The sequence below is a fragment of the Bradyrhizobium sp. HKCCYLRH3097 genome (assembly GCF_051167875.1).
Classification (GTDB): domain Bacteria; phylum Pseudomonadota; class Alphaproteobacteria; order Rhizobiales; family Xanthobacteraceae; genus Bradyrhizobium.
In genome coordinates this window covers 17,121-33,077 of the sequence record NZ_JBNPTX010000006.1, presented here as the reverse complement: position 1 = coordinate 33,077, position 15,957 = coordinate 17,121, and the positions used below count along the sequence as shown (strand labels likewise).

The 15,957-nt window shown below is 66.7% G+C and carries 13 protein-coding genes; 5 read left to right on the top strand and 8 right to left on the bottom strand.

Annotated features, from left to right (window positions below):
* Positions 1 to 47 precede the first annotated feature (47 nt).
* From fixL to ACQR0U_RS16170, 4 genes are all read left to right on the top strand, one after another.
* Positions 48 to 1,571 (top strand): sensor protein FixL, encoded by a 1,524-nt coding sequence (gene fixL, locus ACQR0U_RS16185; protein ID WP_409999224.1) that lies wholly within the window; start codon positions 48 to 50, stop codon positions 1,569 to 1,571.
* On the top strand, positions 1,564 to 2,181 hold the full coding sequence (fixJ, locus tag ACQR0U_RS16180; RefSeq protein ID WP_315715698.1) for a response regulator FixJ: 618 nt from the start codon (positions 1,564 to 1,566) through the stop codon (positions 2,179 to 2,181). The genes fixL and fixJ overlap by 8 nt, the downstream gene beginning before the upstream one ends.
* A gap of 77 nt (positions 2,182 to 2,258) precedes the next feature.
* Positions 2,259 to 2,663: a response regulator gene (locus tag ACQR0U_RS16175; protein ID WP_315715697.1), complete on the top strand. Its 405-nt coding sequence runs from the start codon at positions 2,259 to 2,261 to the stop codon at positions 2,661 to 2,663.
* A gap of 111 nt (positions 2,664 to 2,774) precedes the next feature.
* Entirely contained in the window at positions 2,775 to 3,479 is a 705-nt protein-coding gene (locus ACQR0U_RS16170; protein WP_315715816.1) for a helix-turn-helix domain-containing protein, read from the top strand.
* Between the two features lie 14 nt (positions 3,480 to 3,493).
* Here ACQR0U_RS16170 and ACQR0U_RS16165 read toward each other — a convergent pair whose 3' ends face one another.
* From ACQR0U_RS16165 to ACQR0U_RS16150, 4 genes are all read right to left on the bottom strand, one after another.
* Positions 3,494 to 4,816 carry an MFS transporter gene (locus tag ACQR0U_RS16165; RefSeq protein WP_434843575.1) on the bottom strand — a complete coding sequence of 441 codons (1,323 nt, stop codon included), beginning with the start codon at positions 4,814 to 4,816 and terminating at the stop codon, positions 3,494 to 3,496.
* Between the two features lie 106 nt (positions 4,817 to 4,922).
* Positions 4,923 to 5,432 carry a PRC-barrel domain-containing protein gene (locus ACQR0U_RS16160; RefSeq protein WP_434842222.1) on the bottom strand — a complete coding sequence of 170 codons (510 nt, stop codon included), beginning with the start codon at positions 5,430 to 5,432 and terminating at the stop codon, positions 4,923 to 4,925.
* Positions 5,429 to 7,630, bottom strand: coding sequence for an amylo-alpha-1,6-glucosidase (locus ACQR0U_RS16155; protein WP_315754204.1), 2,202 nt, complete (start codon positions 7,628 to 7,630; stop codon positions 5,429 to 5,431). The genes ACQR0U_RS16160 and ACQR0U_RS16155 overlap by 4 nt, the downstream gene beginning before the upstream one ends.
* A 72-nt stretch (positions 7,631 to 7,702) precedes the next feature.
* On the bottom strand, positions 7,703 to 9,466 hold the full coding sequence (locus ACQR0U_RS16150) for an ABC transporter ATP-binding protein (RefSeq protein WP_315754206.1): 1,764 nt from the start codon (positions 9,464 to 9,466) through the stop codon (positions 7,703 to 7,705).
* A gap of 290 nt (positions 9,467 to 9,756) precedes the next feature.
* Here ACQR0U_RS16150 and ACQR0U_RS16145 point away from each other — a divergent pair, with 290 nt between their 5' ends.
* Positions 9,757 to 10,827, top strand: a complete 1,071-nt coding sequence (locus ACQR0U_RS16145) for a glycosyltransferase family 4 protein (RefSeq protein WP_315754208.1) — start codon at positions 9,757 to 9,759, stop codon at positions 10,825 to 10,827.
* Positions 10,828 to 10,873: 46 nt separating this feature from the next.
* On the opposite strand, the gene ACQR0U_RS16140 is transcribed toward ACQR0U_RS16145, so the two are convergent.
* The 4 genes from ACQR0U_RS16140 to ACQR0U_RS16125 all read right to left on the bottom strand — a co-directional run bounded on the left by ACQR0U_RS16140 (position 10,874) and on the right by ACQR0U_RS16125 (position 15,936).
* Positions 10,874 to 12,817 carry an alkyl/aryl-sulfatase gene (locus ACQR0U_RS16140; RefSeq protein ID WP_434843576.1) on the bottom strand — a complete coding sequence of 648 codons (1,944 nt, stop codon included), beginning with the start codon at positions 12,815 to 12,817 and terminating at the stop codon, positions 10,874 to 10,876.
* Between the two features lie 82 nt (positions 12,818 to 12,899).
* Complete coding sequence (locus tag ACQR0U_RS16135) at positions 12,900 to 14,165, bottom strand: adenosylmethionine--8-amino-7-oxononanoate transaminase (RefSeq protein WP_434843577.1); 1,266 nt, start codon at positions 14,163 to 14,165, stop codon at positions 12,900 to 12,902.
* Positions 14,162 to 14,794 (bottom strand): dethiobiotin synthase, encoded by a 633-nt coding sequence (gene bioD, locus ACQR0U_RS16130; protein ID WP_434843578.1) that lies wholly within the window; start codon positions 14,792 to 14,794, stop codon positions 14,162 to 14,164. The genes ACQR0U_RS16135 and bioD overlap by 4 nt, the downstream gene beginning before the upstream one ends.
* Positions 14,791 to 15,936, bottom strand: a complete 1,146-nt coding sequence (locus ACQR0U_RS16125) for an 8-amino-7-oxononanoate synthase (RefSeq protein ID WP_434843594.1) — start codon at positions 15,934 to 15,936, stop codon at positions 14,791 to 14,793. Before ACQR0U_RS16125 ends, bioD begins: the two co-directional genes overlap by 4 nt.
* Between the last annotated feature and the right edge of the window lie 21 nt (positions 15,937 to 15,957).

The window sequence follows — 15,957 nt, the reverse complement described above, 5'->3', positions numbered from 1 at the left end:
GCGGCAACGGCGAATCGGACAACGGCGAATCGATCAAAGGCCTCGAATTGCGCGACTTCACCCACCCCTTCCCGGATGCATCCGCCAGGCTCGACGACGCTCCCGAGGACGCTCGGAGGCTGGGCTTCGGCGCGTGGGATCTCGATCTGGCCTCGGGCGAGTTCTACTGGTCGGTGACGACGCGGAAGCTGTTCGGCGTGGCGGCCGATCAGCCGGTGACCTACGGGTCCTTCCTGGCGCTGCTCGCGCCCGAGGATCGCGCGCCGGTCGAGGCGGCGATCGAGGATTCGCGCCATCGGAGCACCGGGTTCGACATGTCGTTCAAGGTGTCCGGCGGCGGCCACTGGATTCGCGTGCTTGCCGGCGTGGTCCCCGACGAGGCCGGCGCGCCGCATCATCTGCGCGGCATCGCCCTCGACATCGACCAGGAGAAGCGGCTGGAGGAGACGCTGCGGCTGCGCGAGCAGCATTTCCGCTCGATCCTGGACACCGTGCCGGACGCGATGATCGTGATCGACGGCAGCGGCACCATCCAGTTCTTCAGCTCCGCGGCGGAGCGGATGTTCGGCCTCACCGAGGCAGAAGCGGTCGGCCTTGACGTCAGCGAATTGATGCCCGAGCCGGACCGCTCGCGCCATGCCGGCTACCTCACCCGCTACCATGCCAGCCGCGAGCGCCGCATCATCGGCATCGGCCGCATCGTGACCGGCCGCCGCCGCGACGGCACGACATTCCCGATGCATCTGTCGATCGGCGAGATGCAGTCCGGCGGCAAGCCCTATTTCACCGGCTTCGCCCATGATCTCACCGAGCACCAGCAGACCCAGGCACGGCTGCGGGAACTGCAGTCGGAACTGGTCCACGTGTCGCGCCTCAGCGCCATGGGCGAGATGGCCTCGGCGCTGGCGCATGAGCTCAACCAGCCGCTCGCCGCGATCAGCAATTACATGAAAGGCTCGCGCCGGCTGCTGGCCGGCAGCAGTGATCCGAACACGCCCAAGATCGAGAGCGCGATGGACCGCGCCGCCGAGCAGGCGATTCGCGCCGGCCAGATCATCCGCCGTCTGCGCGATTTCGTCTCGCGCGGCGAATCGGAGAAGCGGGTCGAGAGCCTGTCGAAGCTGATCGAGGAAGCCGGCGCCCTCGGCCTTTCCGGCGCCCGCGAGCAGAACGTCCAGTTGCGCTTCCAACTCAATCCGGAGGCCGATCTCGTGCTCGCCGACCGGGTCCAGATCCAGCAGGTCCTGGTCAATCTGTTCCGCAATGGACTCGAGGCGATGTCTCATTCCGAACGCCGCGAGCTCAGTGCGACAAATTGCAGACTCAGCGACGACTTGATCGAGGTCTCGGTGTCCGACACCGGAACGGGATTCCACGACGACGTCATGCCCAATCTCTTCAAGACCTTCTTCACCACCAAGGACACCGGAATGGGAGTCGGCCTCTCGATCAGCCGGTCCATCATCGAGGCCCATGGCGGGCGCATGTGGGCCGAGAACAACGAAGCGGGAGGCGCGACGTTCCGCTTCACCCTGCCCGCGGCCTCCACCAAGGTTGAGCACGATGGCTGAACGGGCCAAGGTCTATGTGATCGACGACGACGAGGCGATGCGGGATTCGCTCAACTTCCTGCTCGATTCATCAGGCTTTGACGTCACGCTGTTCGAGAACGCGGAGGTCTTTCTCGGCCGACTGCCGATGCTCCCTTTCGGCTGCGTCGTCTCGGACGTGCGGATGCCCGGCATCGACGGCATCGAGCTGCTCAAGCGCATGAAGGCCGCCGGCAGCAGCTTCCCGATCCTGGTGATGACCGGCCATGGCGACGTGCCGCTCGCGGTCGAGGCGATGAAGCTCGGCGCGGTCGATTTTCTGGAGAAGCCGTTCGAGGACGAGCGACTGGTCGCCATGATCGAAACGGCCATCCAGCAGGCCGAGCCGGCCGCGAAGAACGAATCGGTCACGCAGGACATCCTGGCGCGCGTCGCCAGCCTGAGCCCCCGTGAGCGCCAGGTGATGGATGGACTGATGGCCGGTCTCTCCAACAAGCTGATCGCGCGCGAATACGACATCAGTCCGCGCACCATCGAGGTCTACAGGGCCAACGTGATGACCAAGATGGGAGCGAACAGCCTCTCCGAGCTGGTGCGTCTGGCGATGCGCGCAGGCGCGCTGAAGGATTGAGCTAGATCAAGCTACCTTGACAGAATCGAGTGTTATCTTGCGCCTCGGTTCAACATCACATTCTCGCGGCACGTGCGATGTCGGCTCACACAAAACCTACGGTCTACGTAGCCGACGACGATGCTGACGTCCTCGGCTCGCTGCGCTTCCTGCTGGAGGCCGATGGCTTCGACGTGCGCACGTTTCGCAGCGGCACCGCGCTGCTCAAGGCCTCGGACCACGCGCCCGTCGACTGCTTCGTGGTCGACTACAAGATGCCGGAGATCAACGGCGTCGAGCTCGCCGAACGGTTGCGCAAGCAGGGGGCGACCGCGCCGGTGGTGCTGATCACGGGGCACTACGATGACCGGCTTGCGGCGCGCGCGGCGGCCGTCGGGATCCAGGATTTCCTGCTCAAGCCGCTGCTCGACGACAATCTGGTGAAGCGGATCCGCAAGGCGATCGCCAACGACCATTCGGGTACCGCCCAGCGCGTCTCCTGAGCGGGCCGGCTACGTATATCTACGTAAGGAACCCCCCTTAAGATAACGGCCGAAATGTCCTTAACGGGAGCCGCCGTGTACCACATCGCCATCCGCCGCAAGGAGATGGTCATGCTCAATCAGTCGATTACCAATTCGGTCGTCAGCACCAACGCCCCCCACGCCGTCCCCTCTCCTGTCGTCTCTCCTGCCGCCAATCCCTTTGCCGAGATCACCGGCCATGCCGGGCTCATCGCCAGCGAGTTCTCCTACAAGAAGGACGAGGAGATCTATGGCGAGGACGAGCCGGCCGAGTACGTCTACCAGGTGATCTCCGGCGCGGTTCGCAGCTACAAGCTGCTCTCCGACGGCCGCCGCCAGATCGGCGCCTTCCATCTTCCCGGTGACGTTTTCGGCCTCGAATTCGGCTCCATGCATCGCCTCGCCGCCGAGGCCATCATCGATACCACCGTGCGCCTGGTGAAACGCCGCAGCCTCGAACAGGCCGCAGGCGTCGACGTCGCGGTCGCCCGCAAGCTCTGGACCATGACGGCCGGCGATCTCCGCCATGCCGAGGACCACATGCTGCTGCTGGGCCGCAAGACCGCGATGGAGCGCGTCGCGACCTTCCTGCTCGAGATGGACCGCCGCCTCGCCGTCGCCGGCATGATGGCGCTGCCGATGTGCCGCCGCGATATCGGCGACTATCTCGGCCTGACCCTGGAGACCGTGTCGCGCGCGCTGTCGCAGTTGCACAGCCAGGGCGTTCTCGGCTTCTCCGGTGCCCGCCAGATCGTGCTGCGCAACCGCCAGCGCCTGCGCAGCATGGACGCCTGAGGCGCCCTGCCCGTTCACGCCCTGCGCCGGCGGTGCCCGGTCTCGGGCATCAGCAGCGCGATCAGAAGAAGACCTGTCAGCGCCACGCCCGACAGACCGATGAAGGCGGTGGCGCTGCCGTAGCGGTCGCTGGCGAAGCCGGCGACGACGGTGGACAGCGATCCGCCGATTCCGGACGCCGTCCCGACGATTCCCTGCGCCAGATTGAAATGCCCGCTGCCGAAGGCGACGTCGGCCACCGTCAGCGGAATCATGACGGCGAACACGGCCGCCGTGACGCCGTCGAAGATCTGCACCGCCACCAGCACGTAGGGATCGTGCACGACCGCGAACAGCGCGCCGCGCATCGCGAGCGCGGCAAACCCGAGCATCAGCAGCGGCCTGCGGCCCCATTGCTGCGCCACCGCGCCGACCGAGGGCGAGGTCAGCGCCACGATCGCCTGCGGCACCACGATGCAGAACGCGATCAGCATCGGCGCCCATTCGCTCGATTTCGTCGTCACCACGCCGGCCATCAGCGGCAGCATCGCCGCATTGGCGAGTTGCAGCAGGAACACGCCGAGCGCGAACACGAGCAGCGCGCGCTGGCGCAGCAGGCCGAGCAGATTCGACAGCCGCGCGACCTCCTTGTCCTCGTGATCGGCCCGGCCGTGCGCCCGCGCGACGTCGATCTCGCGCTCGCGGATTCGCGACAACGCGATCAGCGTCGGAAAGGCGAGAATGAAGGTGACCAGGAACACGGCGCGGCTGGACAGCAGATAGCCGCAGGTGCCCATCACGGCCGCGGCCACACCATTGCCGAGCGACGCGAACCGCGCATTGCGGCCGAGCCGCTCCGCCATGCCGCGCGGCCCGACCAGGCCGAGGCTGATCGCCGCGATCGCGGGTCCCAGCACGCAGCTCGCCGCCGCATGCAACGTTGCGGCAGCCGCGACCACGGGAAAGATCGGCCAAGCCGCATAGGCCAGCGCGCAGCCGCCGATGGCCGCGATGGCAAGGCCGGCGACGCGGCGCTCGGATCTGGCCGCATCGATGATCGCGCCGCCCGGCATCTGCCCGATCAGCCCGACGATGCCGCCGATCGACAGCACCAGGCCGATCTGCGCCTGCGTCCATTTCTGCGTCGTCAGATAGACCGCGATGAAGGGACCGAAGCCGGTCTGCACGTCGGCCAGGAAGAAGATGAACCAATCCAGCCCGTGCAGGCTCTGCCGCGACGGCGCTGGTCTTGAAGTCTGGCCATGATCCTCCCCGGCATCCGGACGCGCGCCCGCCTCTGCCGCACCGTCAGGCTCGGGCTCCCGGTCAGGCGATCTCGACGGCCGTGCAATCGGCATGGCTCTCACATCTCAACTCATCTCAACTCATGAGGCGGACGGGACAGAACATCCCCACCGTGTTCCGCTGCACGCGCAGGCCGGACCGGCAATCTCACGCATCAACTCAATGATCGAAATCCCAGGGAGACAGCTTGCCGGACGCGCCGAGCACGACGACGGGCTTGTCCTCCTTGTATTCGGGCGCGGCCTTCACCTGCTCCTTGGTGAGGTCGAGCGTGACCTGGTCGCTCTTCTCGGCGATGTGCTTGAAATCGAGCGCGGTCCAGTCGACCACGATCTTGCGGCTGCCGACGCCGAGGAAGCCGCCGAAATCGATCACCGCGGCGCGCACCGTGCCGGTGAGATCGACGATGACGTCGACGATGTGGCCCATGTCCTCGCCGGTCGAGCTGCGCACGTCGCGACCGAGCACGCCATGCGCATCGCGCGCGCCGAGGATGGTGACCGAGGGCGGCGGTGCCGGCTCCTTCGCGGGCGCCGCGGCATCCTTGGCAGGCGGTGCCGGCGACGGCTGCTGCGCATGCCCGTCGCCGACATACGGACCGATGAGCAACGGCAGCGTGACGAGACAGCCGCAAGCAGCTCGGTGGAGAGCGGGTTTCAACGCCATCATTGCGCCAGCACCAGCGAGACCTGGATCTGACCGCGCCGCCGCAGCACCTCCATGGAGATGTCTTCGCCATGGCGGCGAATGCGCAGGTCGATCGTGGAGCTGCCGAGCCTGAGATCGCGCAGCACCACCCAGTCCAGGAAGGCGGGCAGCCGCGGATTGCGCAGACGGATCTCGCCGCGCGCGGCGTCGAACTCGAGCCCGAGCGCCGCCTCGAGCAAGGTGAACGGCGTCGCGCTGGCCCAGGCCTGCGGCGCGCAGGCCACCGGATAGAGCGTCGGGCCGCGATGCTTCTCGCGCCGGAAGCCGCAGAACAGCTCCGGCAGCCGGCGCAGATCCATGTAGGACGCCGCTTCGAACAGGCCGCCGAACACCTGCTCGACCGCATGCTTGAGGCCATAGCGCGACAGGCCGAGCGCAATCAGCGCATTGTCGTGCGGCCAGATCGATCCGTCGTGGTAGGACATCGGATTGTAGCGCGCTTCGCCGCAGGCCACGGTGCGGATGCCCCAGCCCGAGAAGAAATGCGGCCGCAGCAGTTCGGCGGCAAGCTTGCGGGCGCGATCCTCGCGCACCATGCCGCTGAACAGCAGCTGCCCGGCGTTGGACGTCCGGACGCGGCAGGGCTGCTTGTGGCCGTCGAGCGCGAGCGCATAGGTGTTCAGATCCTCGCACCAGAAGGCGTCCTCGAACCGTTCCGCGAGATCAGCGGCCTCGGCCTGGAGCCGGTCCGCCATCTCGGCCTTTCCGAGCCGACGGGCGCAACGCGCCGCCAGCTGCTTGCCGGCAAACACATAGCCCTGCACCTCCGCAAGCGCGATGTAACCTTCCGCGAGACGTCCATCGGCATGGAACACCGCGTCGTAGGAGTCCTTCCAGCCCTGGTTGGCGAGACCCTGCTCGGAGGCGCGCTGATATTCCACGAAGCCATCGCGATCGGGATCGCCGGGGCCGTCGATCCAGCGCAACGCCAGCTCGATCGCCGGCCATAACTCCCTCAGGGTGTCGATGTCGCCGGTGCGCTCGATATAAAGCCCGGCGAGCAGCACGAACAGCGGCGTGGAATCGACGCTGCCATAATAGCAGCCGAACGGCACCTCACGCAGCGCCGCCATCTCGCCGCCGCGCATCTCGTGCAGGATCTTGCCGGGCTCGGCATCGGACAGCGGATCGGTCGTGCGCGCCTGATGCACGGCGAGCCGGCGCAGGACGCCGCGGGCAATGCGCGGATCGACCCACAGCATCTGCATCGCGGTGATCAGCCCGTCGCGACCGAATGTGGTCGAATACCAGGGAATGCCGGCATAGGGATAACGCCCCTCCGGCGTATCCGTCATCAGGATGTTCAGATCGGCCGCTGCCTGGCACAGCACCTCGTTGAGGATGTCGTTGGAGGTCTCGATGCTGGCGGCGCCAACGGTGCATCGGCGCATCTCTCGGCGATGGGCGAGCAGGCTGCGGAAGAAGGGCCGGGGCCGCTCGCCGGCCTTGGCGTTGCACATCACGGCCACGAACAGCGAGGCCGATTCCTGCGGGGCAAGGTCGAAATGATAGGTTGCGACATTGACGGTGAGATGCGTCGGACGCGGATCGAAGCTCACGTCGGTGGTGCGCAGGACATTGTCCAGGCCGCGATAGTGCAGGACCACCTCGGACGGGTCCACCAGCCGGCTCGAGCCGATGCCGCGCCGCGGCCGCACGGTGCCTCGCACCTCGAAAAGGTCGGCAAAATCATTGTCGAATGTCAGCTTGAGATCGAAGCTGGCATGGCGATCGCCATGGTTCTGCAGCCCGATGCGCTGATAGGCCGTGCCATGCCAGAGAAAGATCGTGCGCACGATGTGCAGCATATCCTTCGGCAGCACCAGGCGGCCCTGGCTGTAGATGTCGGGATTGGTGAGATCGACGGTCAGCGCGGAGTTGTCGTCGCGCAGGCTCGAGCCGAGCAGCAGGGGCTGAACGTCGTCCAGCGTCAATTCGAGCCGCGCGAGATAGCGCGTATCGGCGTTGAAGAGACCGTCCGGTCCGCCGGCCGAGGCGCCGATGTCGCCATGGCCGTCGAGGACGATGAACGTATCGTCGTGCTTGAGCGAGCGCCGCGGCCGGGACGCCGGCCCCGTCATGGGAATATAGAACGGCTGCTCGACAGGCTCGTCCGTCTGGGTGATCAACGACAGTGTGCTTGCGACTTCGGCGGACATGTTGGCCTCATGCGATGTTGAAGTGCCCAGACAACCGAGAGTGCACGTTCTCGACGCGACCCGACGCTACGATCAGGCGGCGAACTTGGCGAGCCGGTTCATCTCCTGGGTGACGAGCTCACGATACGGGCCCTCGTCCTGCATCAGCCGGTCAGGCGCGCCGTCCTCGATGATCCTGCCCGATTTCAGCACCACCACGCGGTCAAAATTCCGCAAGGTCGCAAGGCGATGCGCGATCGCAATGACGGTGCGGCCGCGCATCAGACGACTCAACGCCTCACGTATGGCCTCCTCGGACTCGCTGTCGAGCGCGGCGGTGGCCTCGTCGAGCAGAAGGATCGGCGCATCCTTGAGGAAGGCGCGCGCGATCGCTATGCGCTGGCGCTGCCCGCCCGAAAGCTTGACGCCGCGATCCCCGACCATTGTCTGCAATCCCTCCGGCAGCGTCTCGACGAAGTCGCAGCGCGCCGCGATCGCCGCCCGCAACACCTCGTCGTCGGTCGCACTCGGACGTCCGTAGCGAATGTTCTCCAGAATGGAGCGATGAAACAGCGAGATGTCCTGCGGAACCACCGAGATCGCCTCGCGCAGGCTCTGCTGGGTGACCTTGGCGATGTCCTGGCCGTCGATCGTGATATGCCCGGCTTGCGGATCATAGAACCGTTGCAGCAGCGTGAACAGGCTCGACTTGCCGCCGCCGGACTGTCCAACCAGGCCCACGCGCTGGCCCGGCTGCAGGCGCAGCGTGAAATTCTCGAACAGCTTGTGACCGCCAGGATAGTGGAAGGTGATGTTGTCGAAGGCGATGGCCGCACCGCTCTTGACCAGCGGCTCGGCCTGCGGGTCATCGCGCAGCTCGTGCGGCTGCAGCAGGGTCGCGATCGCCTCGCTCATGCGCGCCACGTGCTGGGTGACATCGACCAGCGCCACCGCCAGATCCCGCGTCGCGTTGAGAATGCAGAGGCCGAGCGTGCAGACCAGCACGACGTCGCCGGTCGTCGCCCCGCCCCGCTGCCACAGCGAGATCGCCCACGCCATGAGCGCGATCGTCAGCACGATCGTCACCGTCGCGTGCAGAATGCGCAGCTTCTCGAGGTAGCGGAGACTGCGCCCGCGTGCCTCCAGCTCCCTGTCGACCGTCGCGTCGAACCGGTCGTGCTCGTGGCGCAGGCCGCAGAACGCGCGCACCAGCGGCATGTTCGAGATCACGTCGACCATCTCGCCGTCGACCATGGCCGCCTTGTCGGCGAAATCGTCATGCAGCGGCTTGCCGGCGGCCGCCAGACGGAACATCGCCGCCACCATCATCGCCGCGATCAGCAGCAGGCCGATGGCCATCGGGCCGCTCACGGTTCCGATCAGGCAGATCGCCGCGACCGTGGCGAGGCATGGCGGCAAGACGTTCCAGACGAACATGTTCTCCACGGTGAACACGGCGTTCGACGTCGCCGTGATGCGGCTCGACAGCATGCCGGGCAAACGGTCGCCGAAATAGCTCGGCGAATGCCCGGTGAGATGACGGAAGATGTCGCGCCGGAGATCTCCGGTGACACGGACGAAGGTGAAGCTCGCGATCCAGCTGGCAACACGCCAAAGAATGTTGTCGGTCGCGATCAGCGCCATCAGCAGCACGAACGCGGCCCAGACGTTGCCGCCGCCCGCAGGCCCTGCCGAGAGGCTGTCGACGAGCGATTTCACGCCATATTGCGTGCCTACCGAACAGGCAACCGCACCGATGACGGCCATCAGAATCACGAGGTGGGCGGTGGGGCGCTTGCGCAGATAGCGCATCACGAAGGGAAAGGGTCGGTGCGCGTAGCCAGAAAGCTGATCCATGGTCTTCCCGTTGATGAGCGAGGTCGTGGCGACACCTGATGCGGCCAGATGAACGACGAACGGTTTCTCGGGTTCCGTGCGCCTTCGCGGCGCAACCTGCCCTCCGACGATGCCGCGGCAGCAGCGTTGGAGAGCGGGGATGGCATCAATGAGACGGCACGGAACACGTTGTGTCGAAGAAAGAGTGATCGCGTGAATGGAACTTCGCACATGCGACAACGTTCCCGCTGTGGCAGTGCCGGTGCCATTGGGGATTCATCCATGATCGGTCACGAACAGGAGACGATGAGATGCGCATTGCGCAAATAGCTCCATTGACGGAGGCCGTGCCTCCGAAGCTCTACGGCGGCACTGAGCGGGTCGTCCATTGGTTGACCGAAGAGCTCGTTGCCCTCGGACACGACGTCACCCTGTTCGCCAGCGGCGATTCGCAGACCTCGGCGAAGCTCTCTCCGACATGGCCGAAAGCACTGCGCCTCGACGGCTCGGTGAGGGATCCGAACGCGCTGCACATGGTGATGCTCGAAAACGTGCGGCAGCAATGCGACGACGAACAGTTCGACATTCTGCACTTCCACCTCGACTACTACCCGTTCTCCCTGTTCCACCGGCAACCCACACCGTTCCTGACCACCTTGCACGGCAGGCTCGATCTTCCGGAGCACCAGCCGGTGTTCTCGGTCTTCAAGGATGTTCCCGTCGTCTCGATCTCGGACTCGCAGCGCCGGCCGGTGCCGAATGCGAACTGGGTGCGCACCGTGCTGCATGGACTGCCCGCAACGCTCCTGATTCCCAAGCCGGTGACGCCGAGCTATCTCGCCGTGCTCGGACGCATCGCCCCGGAAAAGGGTGTCGACCGTGCCATCAAGATCGCCATGCGCTGCGGGATTCCGCTGAAGATCGCGGCCAAGATCGATCGCGCTGACCAAGACTATTATGAGCAGACGATCCGTCCCTTGATCCACGGCAATCCGCTCGTCGAGTTCATCGGCGAGATCAGCGATCACGAGAAGCCGGAGTTCCTGTCCGGCGCGCTCGGCCTGCTGTTGCCGATCGATTGGCCGGAGCCGTTCGGCCTGGTGATGATCGAATCGATGGCCTGCGGCACGCCCGTGATCGCCTACAACCGCGGCTCGGTTCCCGAAGTGATCGACGACGGTGTGACCGGCTTCATCGTCGAGGACGAGCTCAGCGCGGTAGCGGCCGTCAGTCGCCTGCCCGAGCTGAGCCGCGCCCGCGTGCGCGCGCAGTTCGAGCGACGCTTCACCGCGCGCCGGATGGCGCTCGACTATCTCGCGGCCTATCGCAGCCTGATCGACATCGCTGCGCCGCGCATCCGGCTGGTCAGCAGCGCCGAATAGCATGAGGAGGCCGGGCAAGTTCGGCGAGCCCGGCCTCCGCCTCATCTCAGGTGACGGCAGCCCGCTTCGGCTCGACGATCTCGAACATGCGCGGGAACTCGTCCATCAGCGACATCAGCTCGGCCAGCCGCATCGGATTGCCCGCGAAGCTGATCTTCCCGGCGGCGACCGCTTCCGGAAAGCTCGTGGCCTTGGCAATGACCGCATCGAGCGTCGAACGCGCCAGCGTGAACCCCGCATCGGCGGTCGACGCCTGCACGCCGACCGCATAGGTCAGCGCACAATTCTGCAAGGTGAGCACGAAGCGCTCGCCGGTGTCGGTGAACGTCCAGTTCAGCACGATATGCTTGCCCTCCGCCTTGGGCCCGTTCAGCCTAACCCCGAGCACGTCCCATAGCTGCTCGGTGCGCAGCGCCGCCAGCGTCTCGCGCGGCAGGCCGGGCCGAGCCGGAACCTCCGGCATACCCTGGCGCAGCTCCTGCGCGCCGAACAGATAGGCATTGCGCCAGGTCGCACTCTCGGCGGCATAGCCGAGCTGCTCCAGCGTGTCGGCCAGCAGCGCGCGCGCCTCGGCATTGTCCGGCTCGGCGAAGACGAGATGACCCACGACCTGCGCGACGAAGCGGTATTCGCCGTTGGCAAAGTCCGCGCGCGCCCGCGCCAGCAGCGCCTCTGTCCCGCCCATATAGGAGACGTATTTCCGGCCGGCCTCGACCGGCGGCAGCGGATCGAGATTGACCGGATTGGCATCATACCAGCCGAGATATTTCTGGTAGATCGCCTTCACGTTGTGGCGGATGTGGCCGTAATAGCCGCGCGCATGCCATGCCCCTTCGAGGCTCCGGGGCAGCCTGATCTGCTCGGCGATCTCACTTGCGGTCAGGCCATGATTCATCAGCCGCACGGTCTGGTCGTGGGCAAATTTGTAGAGATCGCGCTGTTCGCGGATCATGCCGTCGACACGGCTCGCGCCCCATATCGGCCAATGATGCTGGCCGCACATCACCTCCGCCTTGCCGCCCCACAGTTGCAGCGCCTCGCCGAGATATTTCGACCACGCCAGCGCGTCGCGCACGTCGGCGCCGCGAAACGGCAGCAGGTTGTGGAAGTTGTGCGTGCAGTTCTCGGCGAGGTTCAGCAGGCGATAGCGCGGCACGAAGAAATGCATTTCCGCCGGCGCCTCGCTGTTCGGCGCCATCTGGAATTCGAAGGTGAGACCGTCGATGACCCGGGTGTCCCCGGTCGCCATGATCAGGTCGGTCGGCCGCAGCAGCGCAACGGCTCCCGCCGCCATGGTCTTGCCGAGCCCACAATCGACATGGCCCTTCGGCCCCTTCGCGAGCAGCGGCCCGAACTGATATTGCGCCCGGCGCAGCATCGCAGGGCCGGCGATGATGTTCTCGGAGACCGCATGCTCGATGAACAGGTTCGGCGCGATCAGCGGCACGCGGCCGCTGGCCATCGCGTCGTCGTCGACCACGCCGCGCGCGCCGCCCCAATGATCGGTGTGGGTATGCGTGAACATCACCGCCGTGACCGGCCTGACGCCGCGGTGCTGGTAGTACAGTTCCAATGCGGCCTGCGCGCCCTCGATCGAGGTCAGCGTGTCGACCACGATCACGCCGGTGTCCCCCTCGATCAGCGTCATGTTGGCGATGTCGAGCCCACGCACCTGGTAGACGCCGGGCACGACCTCGAACAGGCCGTGATGCATGTTGAGCTTCGCCTGCCGCCACAGGCTGGGATTGACGGTCGGCGGCGCCTGCTCCGCGTCAAGGAAGTAGTAAGGCGCAAGGCTCCAGACGGTGCGCCCCTGCGCCGTCGTCACCTTGGCCTGATCGATCGTGCCGAGAAAGCCGCGGGCGGCATCATCGAAATCGGCGTTGTCGCCGAACGGCAGCGCCTCCAGCACGGCCTGCTGCGCTGCGCTCACGGCCGCGCTGGCCTCCTTCGGATCCTTGGTGCCATCTCCGCTGACCGGCGCGCTCATGACTGTTTCCTCTGCAACGACGTTGGCACGATGCTAGTGCGCGGGATCGCGGAGCGCAAATCGCGGGCCGCAGAACAGCCCCTCAGAGCACGTGATCGACGGCCTCGTCGATGGCGGCATAGACCGTCTCGACATCCCCGGCGGTGACGCAGTAAGGCGGCATGACGTAGATGGTGTGGCCAAGCGGACGCAGCAGGACGTCGCTGTCGCGGAAGAAGGCCTGCAGCTTCGGGCCGACCTCGGCGAGGTAGCCCGGCTCGTCGGCATGGAGATCGAGCGCGGTGATGGTACCGCAGCGCCGCAGGTCGGAAAATCGCTCGTCGTAACGCAGGCGGTCGAGGCAGCGCTCCTGCGCGGCCGCGACGGAGGCGACCCGGGCCCGCGTCTGCGGCTGCCGCCACAGCTCGAGATTGGCGCTCGCTGCCGCGCAGGCGATGGGATTGGCGGTGTAGGAACTGGAGTGAAAGAACGTGCAGGCGCGGTCGGTCGAATAGTGCGCCTCGTAGATAGCGGGACTGCACAGCGTGACCGCAAGCGGCATCGCGCCTCCAGTCAGTCCTTTGGCGTAGCAGGCGATATCGGGGGCGATGTCCGCCTGCTCGCAGGCGAACAACGTGCCGGTGCGGCCCCAGCCGGTCATCACCTCGTCGGCGATGAACAGCACGCCGAACGCCTTGCAGATCCGGTGCATCTCGCGCAGCACCTCGGCCGGATACATCAGCATGCCGCCGGCGCCGAGCACCAGGGGCTCGACGATGAAGGCGGCCGGCCGGTCCTTCTCGCAAATTGTAGCGAGCGCATCCAGAGTCGCCTGTTCCCGGCCCTGCACTGGAAACGGGACGACGGCGACGTCGAACAGCAGCGGCTCATAGGCCGCATTGAACACGCCGCGCGCGCCGACCGACATCGCGCCGATGGTGTCGCCGTGATAGGAATGCTGCATCACCACGATGCGCGAGCGCGGCTCGCCGATGTTCTTGAAGTAGCCGAGCGCCATCTTCAGCGCGACCTCCACGCTGGTGGCGCCGCTGTCAGAGAAGAACACGTGCGTGAGGCTCGGCGGCACCAGCGCGAGCAGCCCGGCGGCCACCTGCTCGGCCGGCTCGTGGCTATGTCCGGCGAAGATGACCTGATCCAGCCGCTCGGCCTGGTCCTGGATCGCGCGCACGATATGCGGATGGCAATGGCCGTGCGTGACCACCCACCACGACGCGATCGCGTCGATGATCCGCCTGCCGTCGGCGGTGAAGAGATAGGCGCCCTCGCCGCGCGCGACCGCCGTCATCTCGGGCTGGAGCGCATGCTGCGTGAAGGGATGCCAGATCGGCGAGGTTGCCTTGCGCATCATGGTTCGAAATCCGTGCGCTGGAATTGGGTGGCGAACACGTGCTGCAGCGATCGCGCCGTCAGCGGCGTGACCCAGGGCAACCGGCCAAGGCGCCTCACCTCGCCGAGCCGGCAGATCGTATCTTCGTTGTCGTCGTGGCCGTCGCCGATGAAGGCGATGCCGAGCACGTCGATGCCACGACTGCGCAGCGCCGCCAGCGACAGCAGCGAGTGATTGATCGTGCCGAGACTGGTGCGCGCGCAGAGCACGACCGGCAGCTGCCATCGCGCGAAGACATCGAGATAGAGCGTTCCGGAATCGAGCGGCACCATGACGCCGCCGGCTCCCTCGATCACGACAGGCCGGCCGGCGGCCCGCGGAGGACGGAGGCGGAGCGGATCGATGCTGATGCCTGCGAGGCGCGCCGCGCGATCCGGCGAGGCCGGCTCGGCCAGCCGATAGGCTTCAAGCAACACGCGGTCGTCGGCGAGCTCGGCGAGCCGCTGGACGCAGCAGGAGTCCGTCTCCTCGGCAAGGCCGGCCTGGACCGGCTTCCAATAGCAGGCCCCGAGCAGCGCCGTGAGGCCGGCGGCGAACACCGTCTTGCCGATCCCGGTGTCGGTCCCGGTGACCACGATGCGCAGCGTCATGGCCGCGGCCTTCCGATCTCGTCGGCGAGCGCGTCGAGCAGCGCCGCGATGGCCGGCTCGTCGATGTTCAAGGTCAGCGACAGCCTGAGCCGCGCCGTGCCCGGCGGCACCGTCGGCGGGCGGATGCCGCGGACGTCGAAGCCCCGCGCCTGCAGCGCGGCAGCCAGGTTCATCGCGCGCGCATTGTCGCCGACGACGCAGGGAATGATCTGCGACGGCGACCAGCTTTCACCGAAGCGCGCGGCGATCGCGCCATGGGCGAAGGCAACGAGCTGCGCCAGCCTCCGCTGCCGCTCCGGCTCTTCCCGCAGGATCGCAAGCGCCTCCATCACCGCCACCGCCATCAGCGGCGACGGCGCCGTGCTGAAGACGAAAGGCCGGCAGCGATTGATCAGCGTGTCGCGCAGCACGCGGCTTGCGGTGACCAGCGCACCGGCTGCGCCCAACGCTTTGCCGCAGGTGTGAACGGTCACGACGCTCTCGCGTCCCTCGTAGGCTGCGGCCAGACCGCGGCCCTGCGCGCCGTGGACCCCGGTCGCATGGGCCTCGTCGATCAGCAGAAAGGCATCGTGGCGCTCGGCGATCGCGATCAAATCCGCCAGCGGCGCGAGATCGCCATCCATGCTGTAGAGGCTTTCGACGACGATCCAGGGCCGGCCCACCCCGCCGCCCCTGCGCCAGATCAGGATCGCGTCCTCAGCCGACTGGGCGTTGTTGTGGATGAACTGGCACGTCTCGGCACGGCCGGCGCGCGCGCCTTCATGGGTGCTGGCATGAACCAGCGCATCGAGCACCAGCAGGTCGTCGCGCTGCGGAAGCGTGGTCAGCACGGCGAAGTTCGCCATGTAGCCGGAGCCGAAGAACAGCGCGCTCTCGGCACCGAAGAAGCGTGCCGCCTCCGCCTCGAGCCGCTCGTGCTCCTCGCAATTGCCCCGCAGCAGGCGCGAGCCGCCGGCGCCGACCGGCGTGCCGGCCTCCATGGCCGCGGCGACCGCGCGCTTCATCCGCGGGGCCTGTGCGAGACCGAGATAGTCGTTGGAGGAGAAATCGAGACCGGCCCGTGGACTGAGGCGCCGCAACCGGTCATCGGCCGCGAGTCTCTGCAGACCGTCGGAATAGATCGCCAATCTGTCGGGCGGCATGGGCATGGCTCCGCTCTCTTT